15 protein-coding genes are annotated in these 18,125 nt (G+C 45.7%); 12 read left to right on the top strand and 3 right to left on the bottom strand.

From position 1 onward, the window contains the following. The first annotated feature begins 11 nt into the window (after positions 1 to 11). The 12 genes from ICN49_RS05215 to ICN49_RS05160 all read left to right on the top strand — a co-directional run bounded on the left by ICN49_RS05215 (position 12) and on the right by ICN49_RS05160 (position 14,381). The gene (locus ICN49_RS05215) at positions 12 to 1,049 is read left to right on the top strand and encodes a YVTN family beta-propeller repeat protein (protein WP_216166466.1); all 1,038 of its coding nucleotides are present in this window, start codon (positions 12 to 14) and stop codon (positions 1,047 to 1,049) included. Beyond that, complete coding sequence (locus ICN49_RS05210) at positions 1,050 to 1,793, top strand: polysaccharide deacetylase family protein (RefSeq protein ID WP_216166464.1); 744 nt, start codon at positions 1,050 to 1,052, stop codon at positions 1,791 to 1,793. It abuts the gene before it with no gap. 22 nt (positions 1,794 to 1,815) lie between these two features. After that, positions 1,816 to 2,796 carry a sterol desaturase family protein gene (locus tag ICN49_RS05205; RefSeq protein WP_216166462.1) on the top strand — a complete coding sequence of 327 codons (981 nt, stop codon included), beginning with the start codon at positions 1,816 to 1,818 and terminating at the stop codon, positions 2,794 to 2,796. A 27-nt stretch (positions 2,797 to 2,823) separates the two neighbouring features. Then, complete coding sequence (locus ICN49_RS05200; protein WP_216166460.1) at positions 2,824 to 3,693, top strand: EI24 domain-containing protein; 870 nt, start codon at positions 2,824 to 2,826, stop codon at positions 3,691 to 3,693. After that, entirely contained in the window at positions 3,686 to 4,540 is an 855-nt protein-coding gene (locus ICN49_RS05195; protein WP_216166458.1) for a competence/damage-inducible protein A, read from the top strand. The genes ICN49_RS05200 and ICN49_RS05195 overlap by 8 nt, the downstream gene beginning before the upstream one ends. Before the next feature lie 206 nt (positions 4,541 to 4,746). Continuing rightward, positions 4,747 to 6,165 (top strand): type I glutamate--ammonia ligase, encoded by a 1,419-nt coding sequence (glnA, locus tag ICN49_RS05190; protein WP_216166456.1) that lies wholly within the window; start codon positions 4,747 to 4,749, stop codon positions 6,163 to 6,165. 26 nt (positions 6,166 to 6,191) lie between these two features. Continuing rightward, a complete protein-coding gene (gene glnL / locus ICN49_RS05185) occupies positions 6,192 to 7,307 on the top strand; it encodes a nitrogen regulation protein NR(II) (RefSeq protein ID WP_439650850.1) in 1,116 nt (371 codons plus the stop codon). Positions 7,308 to 7,309: 2 nt separating this feature from the next. After that, positions 7,310 to 8,761, top strand: a complete 1,452-nt coding sequence (gene ntrC / locus ICN49_RS05180; protein ID WP_216166453.1) for a nitrogen regulation protein NR(I) — start codon at positions 7,310 to 7,312, stop codon at positions 8,759 to 8,761. Continuing rightward, on the top strand, positions 8,754 to 9,602 hold the full coding sequence (xth, locus tag ICN49_RS05175; RefSeq protein ID WP_216166451.1) for an exodeoxyribonuclease III: 849 nt from the start codon (positions 8,754 to 8,756) through the stop codon (positions 9,600 to 9,602). The genes ntrC and xth overlap by 8 nt, the downstream gene beginning before the upstream one ends. A gap of 275 nt (positions 9,603 to 9,877) precedes the next feature. Continuing rightward, positions 9,878 to 11,872 (top strand): TIGR03768 family metallophosphoesterase, encoded by a 1,995-nt coding sequence (locus ICN49_RS05170; protein WP_216166449.1) that lies wholly within the window; start codon positions 9,878 to 9,880, stop codon positions 11,870 to 11,872. After that, entirely contained in the window at positions 11,869 to 12,834 is a 966-nt protein-coding gene (locus ICN49_RS05165; protein WP_216166447.1) for a tyrosine-protein phosphatase, read from the top strand. Before ICN49_RS05170 ends, ICN49_RS05165 begins: the two co-directional genes overlap by 4 nt. Before the next feature lie 224 nt (positions 12,835 to 13,058). Then, positions 13,059 to 14,381 (top strand): HD-GYP domain-containing protein, encoded by a 1,323-nt coding sequence (locus ICN49_RS05160; protein ID WP_216166446.1) that lies wholly within the window; start codon positions 13,059 to 13,061, stop codon positions 14,379 to 14,381. Between the two features lie 41 nt (positions 14,382 to 14,422). On the opposite strand, the gene ICN49_RS05155 is transcribed toward ICN49_RS05160, so the two are convergent. From ICN49_RS05155 to ICN49_RS05145, 3 genes are read right to left on the bottom strand one after another with little or no spacing between them, the layout of a single operon-like run. Further along, complete coding sequence (locus ICN49_RS05155) at positions 14,423 to 16,519, bottom strand: M3 family metallopeptidase (RefSeq protein ID WP_216166444.1); 2,097 nt, start codon at positions 16,517 to 16,519, stop codon at positions 14,423 to 14,425. 54 nt (positions 16,520 to 16,573) lie between these two features. Continuing rightward, positions 16,574 to 17,428 carry a bifunctional methylenetetrahydrofolate dehydrogenase/methenyltetrahydrofolate cyclohydrolase FolD gene (gene folD / locus ICN49_RS05150; protein ID WP_216166442.1) on the bottom strand — a complete coding sequence of 285 codons (855 nt, stop codon included), beginning with the start codon at positions 17,426 to 17,428 and terminating at the stop codon, positions 16,574 to 16,576. 16 nt (positions 17,429 to 17,444) lie between these two features. Then, positions 17,445 to 18,092 carry a response regulator transcription factor gene (locus ICN49_RS05145; protein ID WP_216166440.1) on the bottom strand — a complete coding sequence of 216 codons (648 nt, stop codon included), beginning with the start codon at positions 18,090 to 18,092 and terminating at the stop codon, positions 17,445 to 17,447. Positions 18,093 to 18,125 lie beyond the last annotated feature (33 nt).

The following is an 18,125-nucleotide window of genomic DNA, read 5'->3' as shown; positions in this document are numbered from 1 at the left end:
TACAATAGGGTATGTATACATTTCATCAGAATCATCGCTTTCACAGTCTGGCAACCGGTATTTTCCTAGCCCTCATTGCCAGCGCCTCGCTGACCTTCGCTCAAACAATTCCAGCTTCAGCTCCAGCGCCCACTCCGGCCGAACCTAAACTCGCCATCGTGTTGAATTCAGCTGAGGCAAGTGTGAGCTTGATTGATATGTCGACCAGAAAAGTCATCAAGACAGTTCCAGTTGGCAAAGAACCGCATCACCTGATGCTCACCCCAGATCAGAAGACGCTTCTGATTGCCAATGCAGCGGGTAACGATGTTCAGTTAATGAATCCAGTCAATGGAGAATTGACTGGAAAAATCCCGGAGATTATTGATCCTTACCAAATCGGCTATTCACCAAACCATAAATGGTTTATTGCTAACGGCAATCGTTTAGATCGCGTTGATATTTATGCGGCTGATGGCGCCAATTTAAAACTTGCCAAAACGATTAAGTTGGCGAAGACACCAAGTCACATTGCCTATACATCCGATAGCAAGATTGCTTTCATCACATTACAAGACTCGAGCGAACTGGCTGCGATTGATTTAGCGACACAGACACTGCTTTGGAAAATGCCAACAGGTAACACACCTGCGGGCTTGTGGATGACGCCAGGTGATCAGTATTTATTGGTTGGCATTACTGGTGAAGATAATGTGCAAGTGATCGATTGGAAAAATCGCAAAGAAGTCAAACGCATCTTGAGTGGTAAAGGGGCGCATAACTTCCGTCCTTTAGGCGATAAGAAGCAAGTCTTCGTGAGTAATCGCATTGCTTCTACGATTAGCTTGATCAATATGCAGACTCTTGAAAAAGTAGGTGACATCACAGGCCTACCTTCTGGCCCAGACGATATGGAAATCACGCCCGATGGAAAAACAATGTGGGTGACATTTCGTTTTGCAAAAAAAGTGGGTGTGATTGATATTCCTTCCATGAAGCTCATTGCCACGATTCCTGTTGGAAAATCTCCTCATGGCGTTTTCTTCACACCGCGGGCTGCTTGGGAATAAATGTTGCGCCTTTTTGCCTTCTTCGTTTCGCTAGCTTGTTCTTTCTCAGTTCTGGCTCAGGGTGCTACTTGCAATAAGACTGTTTACCTTAGCTTTGATACGGGCAATATGTCAGTTGCGCAACTGGTATCTGATGTGCTCAATCGTCAACACGTTAAAGCCACCTTTTTTCTTGCCAATGAAAAAACCAGTCGTGGCGATTTTGCTTTAGACGATTCTTGGAAGTCATTCTGGCAAGATCGTTTGCGAGAAGGGCATCACTTTGGAAGTCATACCTATGATCATGTGTACTTTTTGAAAGATGCACCCAATAAGGATGTGTTTGAAAGGCCGCAATTTGGTCCCAAAGCTGGTGAAACGATTCTGTATAACGAAGCCAGTTTTTGTAGAGAGATTCGCAGGGTGGACGACCGCTTTAAGGAGTTGACGGGCTCATCGATTCAAAAAATTTGGCGTGCACCTGGGGGAAAGACTTCCCCACGTCTAATCAATATGGGTAATCAGTGTGGTTACCAGCATATTGGCTGGAACCATGCTGGATTTTTGGGGGATGAGCTTGATTCCAAAGTACACCCCAATTCAGTCTTATTAGAAAAGGCGAGCCGCAATCTTCAGGATGGCGACATCGCTATGGCACATCTAGGGATTTGGTCTAGAAAAGACCCTTGGGCCCCAGCAGTTCTCGAGCAATTGATTATCAATCTGAAGAATCGCGGTTTTTGTTTTGCTACCCTGCCAAAGTAAGGCAATTAGTCCACAATAAGCCATGGATTTGAGCTTCATCACCACGCCGATATCAGCAGGATATGCTGCCGTACAAGAGTACTTGTTCGACAATATCCTTGCCCCCATTTTATACCATTTCAACCTCATGGGTTGGGCGGAAGATGCGTTTGATGGATTAGATTGGTTTTTGTTTGGTTGCATCCAGATCTTGTTAATCATCGTAGTTCTAAGAGTCTGGGAGCGCATTGCACCAGCAGAAACCCAAGAGCGTTTCGCTACGGCTACAAAGGCCGACGTGATGTACACCTTATTTCATCGCCTTGGTATTTTTCATGGTCTGATATTCATTGCTTTATCAGGATTCTTTTTTGAGATGGACTCGATCTTGCACGACTTTCGCTTTGAGCGTCTCAATGTTGAATCTTGGTGGGAACCCATCACATCCATACCACTCATCAGCTTTTTAATTTATCTGATCTTGCTTGATCTGGTTGAGTATCTATACCACCGCGCTTCGCACACCTTTAACTGGTGGTGGAAACTCCATTCTTTGCACCACAGCCAGACTGTCATGACGGCATGGTCCGATAATCGTAACCACATCCTCGACGACGTTTTACGAGCAGTGGTATTTGCATTCTTTGCCTTGCTGTTTGGAGTGTCGCCAGGCCAATTCATCGCTTTAGTGGTGGTGAGTCAATTTATTCAAAGTTGGCAACATGCCAATATCAAAGTAAGCCTGGGTAGATTTCAGCATCTCTTAATATCCCCGATGTTTCATCGCATGCACCACGCTGTTGGCTATGGTCATGAAGTGATAGGTAAGCCCGGAGTCTTAGGTGGATGCAATTTTGGAATTCTGTTTCCTTGGTGGGATGTCTTATTTAAAACGGCCATCTTCCCCAAGGAGATCTATCCAACCGGAGTGAGAGACTTATCCGTTTCTAATAATCTTTTAATTCAGCAATGGCAATGCTTTGTGCTCTCGCTTCGAGAGATTAAAAAATCGCTGCGCAAGTAGTATCAATACTTGGCATATAGGAGTTTTATGGAAGATTTGCAGCAAGTGATCAAATCCTTTGGCTTAGCGCTTGTGGGTACGATGCATCCGCGCATGATGTGGTTGAGTTTGCGCCCCTTTCTGATTGTGTCAGTGTTATGGGGTTGCACGATCTGGCTCACTTGGACTCCCGCCCTAGAAATGCTCAGCACCTTTCTCACAACATCGATGTTTACCAGTTGGATTCAGGATGGCTTAATCTGGGCTGGCTTTGAAAATGCCAGAGCATGGATTGCCCCTTTATTTTTCGTGATGCTGCTAATTCCGCTCATCTGCATCAGCTTGTTAGTGCTCATCGCCTTTACAACCGTTCCTGCTATTGTGAAGACGGTTGCACGGCAATCGGCCTATAAGGATTTGGAATGCAAACGTGGCGGCGGTTTACTGGGAAGTCTTTTTTACACCTTGTGGTCCGCATTGATTTGTTTAGCGTTAGTCATGCTGACATTGCCGGTGTGGTGGATGCCACCCTTGGTGGCTGTGCTGCCGCCATTGCTCTGGGGCTGGTTAACCATGCGTTTAATGTCGTATGACGTATTGGCAAAACATGCCAGCGTTGAGGAGCGCGATCTTTTGCTTGAAAAATATCGCTGGTCTTTGCTGTCGATGGGAATCGTTTCTGGTTTGTTTGGTGCTGTGCCGACATTCTTCTGGGCAACATCTGCCCTAGCGCTCGTGTTATTTCCTGTGGTGAGTTTTATCGCTGTTTGGATCTACTCTTTGATCTTCGTCTTTGCCGCACTGTGGTTTAGCCATTTCTTATTGGCGGCGCTAAAAGAATTACGACGTGAGGAGTTGGATAAAGCGCTCACCGTCGAAACACGCGTTATTGAATCGGAGCTTCCTTATCATGGTTGATGCAGTTAAAACAGTTTCTATTGATGTTCCTGCAAGCGCAGCACGGCGCTTTGGTTTGATTGTGATTGGTGATGAGATCCTATCCGGTCGTCGCCAAGATAAGCACCTCAGTAAATTGATTGAGCTCTTAACGGAGAGAGGCTTAAGTCTTTCTTGGGCAAGATATGTGGCCGATGATCCCGAGCAAATTACCGCGATACTCAAAGATAGTTTTGCGAGTGGTGATGTGGTTTTTAGCACTGGTGGTATTGGTGCCACACCAGATGATCACACTCGTCAATGCGCTGCTTTAGCTTTAGGTACTAAAACAGAATTACATCCCACCGCTAGAGAGCTGATTGCGGGCCGGATTCAGTCGACGGCAGAGGGCGATCCCATTAAAGCGGACTTGAACACGCCAGAGAATCAACACCGCTTCAAAATGGGTGAATTTCCGCTCGGTAGCGACATCATCCCCAATCCTTATAACCAGATTCCAGGCTTTAGGATTAAAGAGCATCACTTTGTCCCAGGATTTCCAGTGATGGCGGCACCCATGATGGCCTGGTGTTTAGATACCTATTACAAAGATCTTTTTCATCAAGAAAACTGGGCTGAGCAGAGCTTTATCGTTCCCAAGGGGGTGGAGTCCACTTTAACCCCACTGATGGAGCGTATCGAGGCCAATTTCCCTGGGGTGAAGGTCTTTAGTCTGCCGTCTGTAGGTGACCCCTCAAAGGGCGGTGTGTTTGCAGAGCGGCATATCGAATTGGGCATTAAGGGCAACGCCAATCTACTGGATAGCGCTTGGAATGCCCTTCGAACGGGCACGCAAGAACTGGGTTATGAAATTCATGATCTTAGCTAGCGGTAGATAGCACTAAACTGGTGCATTAAGCCATTTTTCTGCCGTACAAGGGGTATTTGAGCACTTAAATAGTGCAATAATGAGACATCCCACTTGTTTGCTTCAGTAAATTACATACATCCATTAGGCATGTTTGATGCCTGGAATGAACAAGGGTGAATGCCTTAAGTTTTGAATTCCAAATTTAGTTAATAGAGGAGAGTTGCATGACAACCAAGACCGTCGCTGATGTGATGAAGTTAGTTAAAGAGAAAGAATGTACTTTCGTTGATTTCCGCTTTGTAGATACAAAGGGCAAAGAACAACACACAACAGTACCTATCTCCCATTTTGACGAAGACAAATTTGAGAGCGGTCATGCATTTGACGGTTCTTCTATCGCTGGTTGGAAGGGTATTGAAGCTTCTGATATGTTGTTGATGCCTGATCCAACAGCTTGCTACATTGACCCATTCTATGAAGAGTCAACATTGGTCATCACATGTGACGTGATCGAGCCATCCGATGGCAAAGGTTACGATCGTGACCCACGTTCTATCGCTAAACGTGCCGAAGCTTATTTGAAGAGCACCGGTCTAGGTGATGCAGCTTACTTTGGTCCAGAGCCAGAATTCTTTATTTTTGATGGCGTCCGTTGGGGTGCTGATATGCAAGGTTGCTTCGTGAAGATTGATTCCGAAGAAGCGCCATGGTCTTCTGCTGCAGAAATCGAAGGCGGTAACACAGGCCACCGTCCAGGTAAAAAAGGTGGTTATTTTCCAGTTGCTCCTGTAGATACATTCCACGACATGCGTTCTGAAATGTGTTTGATTCTTGAATCCCTGGGCATTCCTGTCGAAGTACATCACCATGAAGTTGCTGGTCAAGGCCAAAACGAATTGGGTACGAAGTTCAGCACATTGACACAGCGCGCTGACTGGACTATCTGGCAAAAGTACGTCATTCAAAACGTTGCTCATGCTTATGGCAAAACAGCAACCTTCATGCCTAAGCCAGTAGTTGGCGATAACGGTTCTGGTATGCACGTTCACCAATCCGTTTGGAAGAATGGCGAGAACTTGTTTGCCGGTAATGGTTATGCTGGTTTGTCAGAGTTTGCTCTCTACTACATCGGCGGCATTATCAAGCACGCTAAAGCATTGAACGCGATTACCAATCCAGGTACAAACTCATACAAGCGTTTGGTTCCAGGCTTTGAGGCGCCAGTGAAGTTGGCTTACTCTGCACGTAACCGTTCTGCTTCGATTCGTATTCCACACGTTTCCAGTCCTAAGGGTCGTCGTATTGAGACTCGTTTCCCTGATCCATTGGCTAACCCATACTTGGCATTCTCTGCCTTGTTGATGGCTGGCTTGGATGGTGTTCAGAACAAGATTCACCCAGGTGAAGCCGCTGACAAGAACTTGTATGACTTGCCACCAGAAGAAGATGCAAAGATCCCAACCGTTTGCGCAAGCTTGGAAGAGGCTTTGGAAGCTTTGAAGAAAGATCATGAGTTCTTAACTCGTGGTGGTGTATTTACTGAATCCATGATCGATGCGTATATCAATTTGAAGATGGAAGATGTCACACGTTTCCGTATGACTACTCATCCTATCGAATTTGATATGTACTACTCCCTGTAAGCGAAGGAGAGAACTTGAGCGCAGGACTGTTGCGCAATTCGTTCAAGGGAGCAGCTTCGGCTGCTCCTTTTTTTCCGACATTGCTTGATCAGATGCCTAATGCCATCTTGGTATTTGAGGCGGAGAACCAACAATTGGTTTATGTCAATCCGGCTGCTGAAGCAGCGCTGGATCTGTCGCGTAAATCACTTGAGGGGCAGTCCGTGCACGATTTGTTTGGGGATAACGCGCCTTTAAACTCCATGATTGAGGAAGTGCGGAGCGGTCAAGTCATAGCGCAACGTCAAGAAATGGTTTTGCATTCTATGCCGGGTAGCATTCATCACGAATCAACACCTGCGCACGTAGTCATCGCGATGTTTGACGATCCGGATCTGCTGATGATGGAATGGTTTCCGATCGATCAGCAACTTCGCAGTGAGCGTGACGAGCGTGTTACACAACAAGTGGAAGCAAATAAGGAACTCATGCGGAACTTAGCGCATGAAATCAAAAACCCTTTGGGTGGCATTCGTGGGGCGGCACAGCTTCTAGAGTTTGAACTCCCAGAAAAAGGCTTGAGGGAATATACCCAAGTCATCATTAAAGAATCCGATCGGCTACAAACATTAGTAGATCGTCTTCTGGCACCACACCGTAAAGCACACGTCATTGAAGCGTTTAACGTCCATGAGGCCTTAGAGCGCGTTCGTAGTTTGGTATTGGCGGAGTTCCCTAAAGGGCTTCGGATCATTCGCAACTACGACACGAGTCTTCCCGATCTCCTTGGGGATCGTGAGCAACTCATTCAGGCGGTACTCAATATTGCGCATAACGCAGCCCAAGCACTTTCAGATGAAATTGCCGCCGGGACTGCCCAGATAGAGTTAAAGACTCGGGTTGCCCGTTCAGTCACGATTGCTAAACAGCGTTATAAGTTGGCGATGGATTTACAGGTCATTGATAACGGGCCTGGCATTCCAGAAGATATTCGAGAGCGCATCTTTTTTCCTTTGGTTTCAGGAAGAGAAGGCGGCAGTGGACTTGGCCTTACCTTGGCACAAACTTTTGTTCAGCAGCATCAGGGCTCTATTTCTTGTGATAGCCGTCCTGGGCGTACAGATTTTCATATTCAGATTCCATATCGTAAGCGGGAGAAATAATCATGAAACCAATTTGGATCGTCGATGATGATCAGTCTATTCGTTGGGTGTTAGAGAAGGCTCTCACACGTGAAAATATTCCCCATAAGAGTTTTTCAAACCCAAATGATGTCCTCAATGCCCTTGAGAAAGAGTCACCTCAAGTATTGATCTCCGACATCCGGATGCCGCGCGGCAATGGCTTGGAGCTATTGCAGCACGTCAAACAGAGCCATCCACAATTGCCGGTCATCATCATGACCGCCTATTCAGATTTGGATTCTGCCGTATCCTCTTTTCAAGGCGGCGCTTTTGAATACCTCACTAAACCATTTGATTTAGAAAAGGCGATTGAACTGATTCATCGTGCTATTGAACAAAGTGATCGTAATCAATCTGGCACTAAAGATTTAAGTGCTTTTGTTCAAGACGCTAGCGAAATCATTGGTCAGGCTCCAGCGATGCAAGAAGTGTTTCGCGCCATTGGCCGCTTAGCGCAGTCACATGCCACTGTATTGATTACCGGCGAATCTGGTACTGGTAAAGAGTTAGTCGGTTTGGCGCTCCACAAGCATAGCCCGCGTGCTAGAGGCCCATTTGTGTCGCTTAGCACAGCAGCCGTTCCAAAAGATCTATTGGAATCTGAATTGTTTGGTCACGAACGTGGTGCATTTCCAGGGGCACAAACGCTGCGTCGTGGACGCTTTGAGCAGGCTGATGGAGGCACCTTATTCCTAGATGAAATCGGTGATTTGCCATTTGACTTGCAGACTCGCTTATTGCGAGCCCTAACGGATGGCCATTTCTATCGAGTTGGCGGTCAAGACCCCATTAAGGTGAATGTCAGAATCATTGCGTCCACCCATCAAAATTTAGAGTCACGCGTTGCTGCTGGATTCTTCAGAGAAGATTTATTGCACCGTCTCAATCTGATTCGTTTGCGCATGCCGCCATTACGTGAGCGTGCCGAAGATATTCCCTTACTCGCTCGTCACTTTATGCTCAGCTGTGCCAAATCTCTGGGTGTTGAACCTAAGAAGCTTTCTGATGAGGTTCTGAAAGATATCGGACAGATGTCTTTCCCTGGTAACGTGCGTCAATTAGAGAACCTGTGCCATTGGCTTACAGTGATGACGCCTTCCAATGTAATTGGTGTCAGCGATCTGCCGGGTGATTTCTTGGCCGAGGTCAATGATCAACCGATGACTCCTCAGGGAGACGCTTCTCAAGCGGGAGTAGCTGTGTCACGAGGTGGAGCGGTGGATTGGGAGGCTGGCTTAAGTCGACTCGCTGCCAAGATGTTGCAAGACGGTGACAAGAATGTCTATGACGCTCTGTGCGCTAAATTTGAAAAAGCGGTTTTGCAAGCCGCTTTAGAAGTGACGCGTGGCAGAAGAGTTGAAGCAGCACAACGTCTTGGTATTGGCCGCAATACGATTACTCGTAAATTGCAAGAATTGGGTATAGATGACTGATTCAGTCCGGATAGCGGCGTGGAATGTGAACTCTTTAAAAGTTCGCTTGCCACACGTTCTCCGTTGGTTGAGTGATCAAGAAAAGGCTAAGAAACCGATTGATGCTTTGTGCTTGCAAGAACTCAAGCTCACCGATGATAAGTATCCCCACAAGGAACTAGAAGAGGCTGGCTATCTGAGTCTTGCTGCTGGCCAAAAGACATACAATGGCGTCGCCATTATTGTGAGGCGTGCTGCCTTAGCGCCTATTGCAACCGATCTAGAGACCACTTTTCTAAAACCTATTAGAAATATTCCTGATCATGCTGATGAGCAGCAGCGCATCTTAGCTGCCACAGTGTGTTTCAAGGAAACGCAACCGATAAGATTGGTATCTGCGTATTTTCCAAACGGACAGTCACCTGAAAGCGAGAAGTTTGCTTACAAACTCAACTGGCTAAACGCGTTACAGTCTTGGCTAACAAAAGAACTACAGCAGAATCAGCGTTTAGTGCTCTTAGGTGATTTCAATATCGCCCCGCAAGATGCTGATGTGCATGACCCTAAAGCGTGGGAAGGGCAGAATCTTGTTTCGCCACAAGAGAGAACAGCTTTTCAGGATTTGCTGAAACTAGGATTTGAAGACTCCTTCCGGATGTTCGAGCAAGCCCCTAAAGCGTTTAGCTGGTGGGATTACCGGATGATGGGTTTCAGACGTAATGCAGGGATGAGGATCGACCACATCCTGCTGAGCGAAGCACTCAAAGAAAAATGCAGTGCCAGTATCATTGACAAAGAGCCACGTACCTGGGAACAGCCTTCTGATCACGCCCCAGTGATTGCAGAAATCAAAAAGACCTAAGCTAATGAGGAGTGGTTTTCAGCCACTGCTACCATCCCCGTTTGGTCCTATGGCCTCCATTGGGCCGAACGTAGCTATTCACGCGCTCTTGTGCGCTAGCTAACCACGATTCCACAACATCAAAAATGAATCGACCTCCATATATCCACAAGTGATTTGATTTAGATCAAGCCTAAGGAAAATTGGAGGAATAGGATTTGTATATAGGTGCGAACAATATTCAAGATTACATCGTTGTTTATAAGCAAAGCTAATACAAAACACATAAGGGCATCATGAAAGTTCAATTGGATGCGCCTCAAGAAGGCAAGCCCCAAGAGGGGATAGCGCATCATTTTTCACGTCGCCTATTCATGCAGTACTCCATCGGAAGTGTTGTGATGTCTTACTCCGGATGGTGTTTGGGTGAGAAAAATGAGACATTTACTACCTACAAAATTGATAGCGAGGTCAAAACAACAGTAGAGCGCATGCTTTCTTTTTCAATTCCAGAGTTAGTCAAATCTCCAGCCTCGGGCAAAGGACTTGCCCCTACTGAATTGCATTGTGTAAGCCAATATAAAAAATATCAATATGGCAACTATGCCTATGGCCCTGGTCTGCCAATCGAGCGACGCTTTGACTTAATGCCGGTGGGCTACAAAACTACAGGTATCGAGAGACTACATCGCTTGAGTTCATTCTTTACGATCAGCGATATACATTTAACAGACAAGCAGGCAGGCAATCAATTGATTGCAATTCAACAATTGGATGCTGAATTTGGCGCACCCATGACCTCAATCTATTCGCCGACGATGTTAACTACTACCCAGGTTCTTGATGCCTCGATTCAAACTGCAAATGCGCTGCATTCAACTCACGCATTTGATTTTGGGTTGTCCTTGGGGGATACCTGTAACTCTACCCAATATAACGAGACTCGGTGGTATCTGGATATTTTGGATGGCAAAGTCATTTACCCCAATACCAGTGGGGATGCCACTCAAGATACCATCTCGTATCAGCGGCCTTTTAAGTCTGCTGGGTTATTGCCCGAAATTCCTTGGTACCAAGTTAATGGCAATCACGATCTTTTTATGATCGGGAGCGTATCTGTTGATGCGGATCCAAGCCTAAGGCTTAGAGACTCCTATGTAAGTGATCAGATCTGGGCTATAGATGACGTGCTCAAGCCTATAAAAGATTTTCCATTTTTCCCATGTCTTTTTGATACTACAGTGAGCTTAAAGTCGCCAGTCTATTACATGGGTACGATCAACGGTGCATCTGAATCTGGAGAAATCATTGATGCTGGACCAGTCAGTACTTTTTTAAAGCAGCCCACCATTTCTTCAAACCTGAATCGCCGCTCGCTTACAAAGAAAGAGTGGATTGCTGAATTTTTTAACACGAGTTCTTTACCTCGCGGCCATGGATTTCATTTAGTAGATCCCAATTATGAAAAGGAGGAGTCTGGATTTTCTTGCTACAGTTTTTTGCCAAAAGCCGATATACCGTTACGAATGATTGTTTTGGATAATGTTCAGGATCCCAAAGATGGCAGTCATGATATTCATGGGCACGGTTATTTAAGCGCCACCCGGGTTAAATGGTTACGCTCACAATTAAATCTTGCAAAGAAAAGACATGAGCTGGTGATCATTGCATCGCACGTTCCACTTGCAGTAGCACCCATTGGAAGTGAGATGGAGTGGTGGGAGTCAACCCGTGACCCTCATGCAAAGTTAAAAAATGCTATCGCTCTTGCTGAATTGGTTTCTGAAATTCAGGCCAATGGCCAGGTTTTATGTTGGCTAGCGGGTCACCGCCATGTCAATACGGTCAAGGCATTCAAGGCGCCTCTAGGTGCTCCCGCAGAGCATGGATTTTGGCAAATAGAAACCAGTTCTTTGCACGACTTCCCACAACAGTTTCGTACACTACAGGTCTATCTTAATAGGGATTACAGCATCTCTATTGTGACTGTGAATGTTGATCCTGCAGTACGTGAGGGAACGCCTGCTGAAAGTGGAAGGCGTATGGCAATTGCAGCTCAGCAAATCTTACAAAATGATATGCGACCAAATACGCCTAATGTAGAGCGTGCATTCGGAGTTATACCTGTTAGCTCAATGGATCCAACGCGGCCGCAGAATGGAGCGTCTGATGCATCCATTCGATATGGAGATATTGGGGGAGTGCCATATTCAGCCTCTTACAACGCTGAATTATTCAAGCCCTTGAGCCCCACCATGGTTAAGGTACTTAAAAATCGATTTCCTACATGAACAACTTCATCATTTCAACACCTAGGACTCGAGACGTTTTTAGACGTCACTTTGCAAAATATGTATTTGTCCTTGCTAGCTGTTGCATGGGACCGCTTGCTCTGGCGCAAGCACCCTCAACAATCTTGGCTCCGGGGCAAAGTCTAGGGATCTTTCTGGATATTGGCCCTGTGCCTAATCTGCGCGATCTTGGCGGGTATGTAACTAGCGGTGGGGATGTTGTAGCGAGGGGAAAAGTCTATCGCTCCAATGAGTTCTACACTATGGATTCGGTAAATTTAATTAAACTCCAGGCGCTCAAATTAAAGACTGATTACGACTTACGCACACCAGCTGAGATTAGCGCGCAGCCCGATAAGATTCCCCCAGAGATGAAGTATGTTCGACTTAACGTCATGGCGGATGAGGACTTAATCGTAACCCCCGATCAAATAGGTGAGCTTTTCCAAAACCCCAAATTAGCTAGTCAAAAATTAGGTGGAGCAAAAGGGGTTGAGGCTAGTTTTGTTAGGCTTTACCGGGATTTTGTCTCGCTTCCGAGTGCACAACAGTCGTATCGAATTCTCTTTCTATCATTGTCGGATGCTGCTAATTTGCCTGGAGTCTTTCACTGTACAAATGGTAAGGATAGGACGGGGTGGGGGGCTGCAGCCTTGTTAACCTTCCTTGGTGTGCCTAAAGATGAGGTGTTAGCTGATTACTTACGTAGTAACAACTATTTATTACCAATGCACCAAAAAGAGATCGATGCATTTATTGCGGGGGGTGGCGATCCAGGCATTCCATCAGCGCTCTTTGGCGTGAAGCAAAAGTACTTAGAAGCCTCTTTTGATGAAATGTATAGCCGGTACGGAACAGTTGAGCGATATTTCTCAGAGGGCTTAAAAATCAACTCTACCCAGCAAAAGCATCTTCGTGAGATGTATCTAATACACAGTCTTAAAGTTCTTGCGCATTTTTAGGATTAAAGGTCTGATGACCGCTTAGGGTCGAGAAGCGCCCAATTAACTGATTTGACCCAAATGGCTCCAATCGGCCATTAAGCGACTTCTGCAGGGTTTAAGTATTTATAGTAGCTTTCTGTCATTGGTTCAAAAGCACAACATTGGTGCATACATCTGCTTGACTTATAGGATTTGAGTCCGTAAGTTAATGATTATGCTTATGCAAAGTTATACATAAAGCCATGCAAACACTGAGCCTTTACTTCCATTTCTTTTTTGCTTTTGCGGCATTTTTAGTAATGTTTGGCGCTAAAAAAGCAAGTCAATTAGATAAAGTAAACCACAATCCTGTTTACTGGTTAATTGGCATTAGCATGATGTGTATCGGGTTTATTTTATTTGGACTAACTCCTTATTACCCGGATTTATTCGTCACAATAAGTACTGTCACTTTTATTTTCTCGAACATTGCAATTGCTTTATTGCTACATTCTTGGAGAGGGCGGCTTAGCAAAGTTAGCCTGTATGTTTTTTGGATTTCATACATCATCTCTCTTTTGCTCTACGAAGCATTTCGTAAAGACTTTGATTTAAATGCCCGCATATATTTTGTCAGTAGCGTCCTTGCCATAATATGCCTTTGGTCCTTAATAGAGATCATTAAATATACCTATAAGCATAATTTTCGGTCGCTCAACCTGTTTGCTTTGAGCTTCATTTTCGGCATTCAGACCTGTGCATATTTGTATAGAATTTATATTTCGATTGAGGTTTCGACAGGCCCTATTGTTATTGGAGCTTTGTATCAGGAGCCTTTGTATGGGGCAATAACTCGATTATTGGCTGTCGGCCTTTGTTTAATTGTTTATATTCTGATTGCAAATATTTTTCTAGAGCGTTTATGGATATACGAGCAAATTAATTCCAAAACTGCAGAAAGCACAATGCTTCAAAGTCTAAATGCTCTTGCCATGGCTCGTGACAACGAAACAGGTAACCATCTTGTCCGCACCCAAAACTATGTCAAAAAACTCGCCTTAAGATTAAGGGGAATGGGGCATTACACAAATGAACTAAGCGATGAGGCCATTGAGATTTTATTTAAGGCCGCACCACTTCATGATATTGGTAAGGTGGGTATTCCCGATAATATCTTGCATAAGCTGGGTCACTTAAATGATGAAGAGTGGCAAGTAATGCAGTCTCATGCCGCTATTGGTGAGGCGGTTCTATCATCTCCCGATATTGAAGTTGGTGGTGATCAGGGTCTATTGAAAAAGGCCATTCAAATAGCTGGCGGACATCATGAAAAATGGGATGGAACAGGGTATCCACGGGGATTAAAAGGGGAGGAAATTCCACTACCTGCACGCATTATGGCGATTGCCGATGTTTACGATGCCTTAGTAAGTGAACGGGTTTATAAGTCTGGGTGGAGTCATGAAGATGCCGTTAAAGAGATCGTATCAAAGAAGGGCATCCATTTTGATCCGTTGGTTGTAGATGCTCTTATCGCAGAACAGTCCAATTTCCAAGAAATAGCCAATAAATATCGAGACAACTAGACGTCCGCTTTGGGTCGTTAGCCGCCTCTTATATTCAATGATTAAGCTAAGCCACCATGACGCAATAGCGCATCAATACTAGGTTCGCGCCCCCGAAATGCCTTGAATGATTCAGCAGCAGGGCGGCTACCACCAACTTCTAGAATTTCTTGGCGATAGCGTTTGCCAGTTTGCTGGTCTAGTACGCTACCGTTCAGTTTCGCTGCTTCTTCAAATGCTGAATAAGCATCAGCTGAAAGTACTTCAGCCCATTTATAACTGTAGTAGCCCGCCGCATAGCCACCAGCAAAGATATGGCTAAAGGAATTAATCCAACGAGAGATTTCTGGTTGGGGAATGATATTAAATTCTGTAGCGGTGTTTCTAGAGAGTTCGAGCACAGCTTCACCTTTTGCCATAGTGACATCAAAAGTGGAGTGCAATCGCCAATCCGTTAATGACATCACAATTTGACGTAGTGTGCCTAAGCCATTTTGGAAGTTCTTCGCTGCCAACATTTTGTCAAACAAGGCCTTAGGCAAAGGCTTACCAGTTTCTGCATGAGCCGTCATTTTTTCTAAGACTTCCCATTCCCAGCAGAAGTTTTCCATGAATTGACTTGGTAATTCAACGGCATCCCATTCGACCCCATTGATGCCAGAGACTCCTAAGGCGCCAACTTGAGTTAAGAGGTGATGGAGGCCATGACCACTTTCGTGAAAGAGGGTGATGACATCATCATGTGTAATAGTAGGCTGACGTAATTGCCCATCTACTTTAACTGGTGGGGCAAAGTTACAAACCAAGTAAGCCACCGGAATCTGAATCTCACCATTGGCAAGCTCTCGTCTACCTCTCGCATCGTCCATCCAAGCGCCGCCACGTTTGCCGGGTCGTGCATAGGGATCCAAGTAAAAATAGGCAACAATTTGCCCATCCTCATTACTGACTGAGAAGGACTGGACATCAGCATGCCAAGTTGGTAAATCAGCTTGATGAATCTTGACCCCAAAGAGTGTCTGAATGACTCCAAACAAACCTTCTAGCACTTTAGGCAATGGAAAGTATTGCTTGAGTTCATTTTCAGAAAAAGAGTAACGCGCTTGCTTGAGTTTTTCTGAGTAATACGGAATATCCCAAGGCTGCAGTTCAGTATTTGCAAAAGCTTGCAATTCATCCCAATCCTGTTGGGCAAACGGTTTAGATTTCTTGGCGATATCACCCAAGAACTGATCCACTTCAGAAACAGTATTGGCCATCTTTGGCGCTATGCTCAGTGCAGCGTAGTTTGCAAAGCCCAGCATGCGGGCTTCTTCATCGCGCAGTCGCAGTTGTGCCAACATATTCTCGGTGTTATCCCACTCTAACTTGCCATTGGTAAATTGGGGGGCTAATTCAGAGGCGCGGGTCACGTAGGCCTGGTACATCAATTGACGTAAGGCACGATTTTCTGAGTACTGCATTACGGGATAGTAAGAAGGGAAGTGCAAAGTAAATGCCCAGCCCTCTAGATTCGTCTGCTTAGCGGTATCTGCTGCAGCGGCAATCGCATCCTCTGGTAATCCCGCTAGCTCTGCCTCATCTGTGATGAGATGAACAAAGCCATCAGTAGCATCTAAGACATGATCGGAAAATGCTTTACCAAGAATGGCTTGCTCATCTTGGATTTGGGCGAAGCGGGGTTTCTGTGCATCAGTAAGCTCGGCACCGCCCAAACGAAAATCGCGCAAGGCGTTTTCGATGACTTTTTTCTGTGCCATGCCAAGCTTGGAAAATTCAGAACTACTTTGAATCACTTTAAATTTTTCGTAGAGCGCTAAGTTCTGGCTCAAACTGGAAAAGAATGCTGTGACCTGCGGCAGCATCTCGCCATAGGCAGCTCGTAACTCCGGTGTATCCGCCACACTATTTAAATGGGAGATGACGCTCCATGATCTACCTAAGGATTCAGTGGCATCCTCCAGCGGTTCAGCTAAGGCATCCCAAGTGCAAGGGGTATTGGCATCAGTGGCTTTATCAACAGCTGCTTCTGCTGCTTTCAATAAATAGGAAATTGCCGAATCAATATGCTCAGGCTTTACTTCGGCATAAGCAGGAATGCCGCGGCCAAATGTAATCAGTGGATTTTGAAGCGGGTGGGATGGAGTAAAAATAGTCATCCCTCTAGCTTACTGTAATGCAGCCAATCTTGCTAAATGACCCTTAGCGCTGAGCTACTTTTTTGCTGCTTTTTCAGCTGCCTCGAGGGTGTTCATGAGGAGCATGGTGATGGTCATCGGACCGACGCCACCAGGAACTGGCGTAATCCAACCGGCGATATATTTAGCTGTATCAAAATCCACATCGCCACATAGCTTCCCATCAGGCAGGCGATTGATGCCCACATCAATGACAACCGCGCCAGTTTTGATCATGTCGCCACTAATCATCCTGGGTTTACCGGTAGCGACTACCAAAATATCTGCATCTTTAGTGTGGTGCGCTAAGTCACGGGTTTTGCTATTGCAAATGGTAACTGTTGCACCAGCCTGCAATAACAACATCGCCATGGGTTTACCAACAATATTGGAAGCGCCAACAATCACCGCGCGAGCACCACGTATTGGGTAATCAATGCTTTCAAGCATCTTCATGCAGCCGTAAGGGGTGCATGGTTTGAATTCTGGATGGCCAACCATCAAGGCACCAGCATTGGCAACGTGAAAACCATCAACATCTTTTTCAGGGGCAATGGCTTCGAGTACGCGCTCAGAGGCAATATGTTCTGGCAGTGGCAACTGGACCAAGATGCCATGAATAGCGGGATCAGCATTCAGCGTTGCAATGCGAGCAAGCAATTCTTCTTCGCCTAACTCGACTGCATAGCGTTCTAAAACAGAATGAAAGCCAACATCTTCACAGGCCTTTACTTTGTTGCGAACATATACCTGACTAGCGGGATTATCGCCAACCACAATGACGGCAAGACCAGGTCTGACGCCTTTTGCGGTAACAATAGCTCCGCGAGCCGCAATCTCTGCTCGAAGTTTCTTAGAGAGGAGGTTACCGTCAAGGAGTTGCGCAGGCATAACTGTAGACAAGTAATCAGTTAGGTTGAGGATCTGATAGCGCTAAGCGGAGCAAGTCAGCGACCGTATTGACATTCAGCTTCTCCATGATGTTGGCGCGATGCGCTTCAACCGTTTTAATGGAGATACCGAGATCATCGGCGATTTGTTTGTTTAAGCGTCCAGCAACAATTCTTTCAAGGACCTGGCGCTCACGTCCAGTGAGCTTGCTTAATAGACTTTGGGTAATCTTGCGTTGACTTGCTTGTGAATAATCGATACGGGCTTTTGCAAGCATGCGATCCACTAAGCCACACAAGTCATTTTCTTTAAATGGCTTTTCAATAAAATCTACTGCACCACGTTTCATGGTAGATACCGCCATAGAGACATCGCCATGACCAGTAATGAATGCAACTGGCATTGGTACATGTTCACTGAGCAAACGCTCTTGAAGCTCTAGGCCGGACATTCCTGGCATACGCACATCCAAAATTGCGCAGGAGATGGTGGACTTATCAGTACTTTGTAATGATTGGAGGAAGCGTTCCGCACTAGCGTGACAGCGAACGACATAGCCATTGCTCTCTAACAGCCATGTAAGGGAATCTCTCACAGCTTCATCGTCATCTACGACGTAGACTACTTCGGCTTGGTTTGGTTTTGTCGCTGTGCTGATATTCATATGGGATCTCGCGCGTAAGCCTTAAAACGGTAG

This window comes from Polynucleobacter finlandensis (genome assembly GCF_018881755.1).
GTDB lineage: Bacteria > Pseudomonadota > Gammaproteobacteria > Burkholderiales > Burkholderiaceae > Polynucleobacter > Polynucleobacter finlandensis.
The sequence above is the reverse complement of the archived record's forward strand: the minus strand, read 5'-3'. Positions and strand labels throughout refer to the sequence as shown.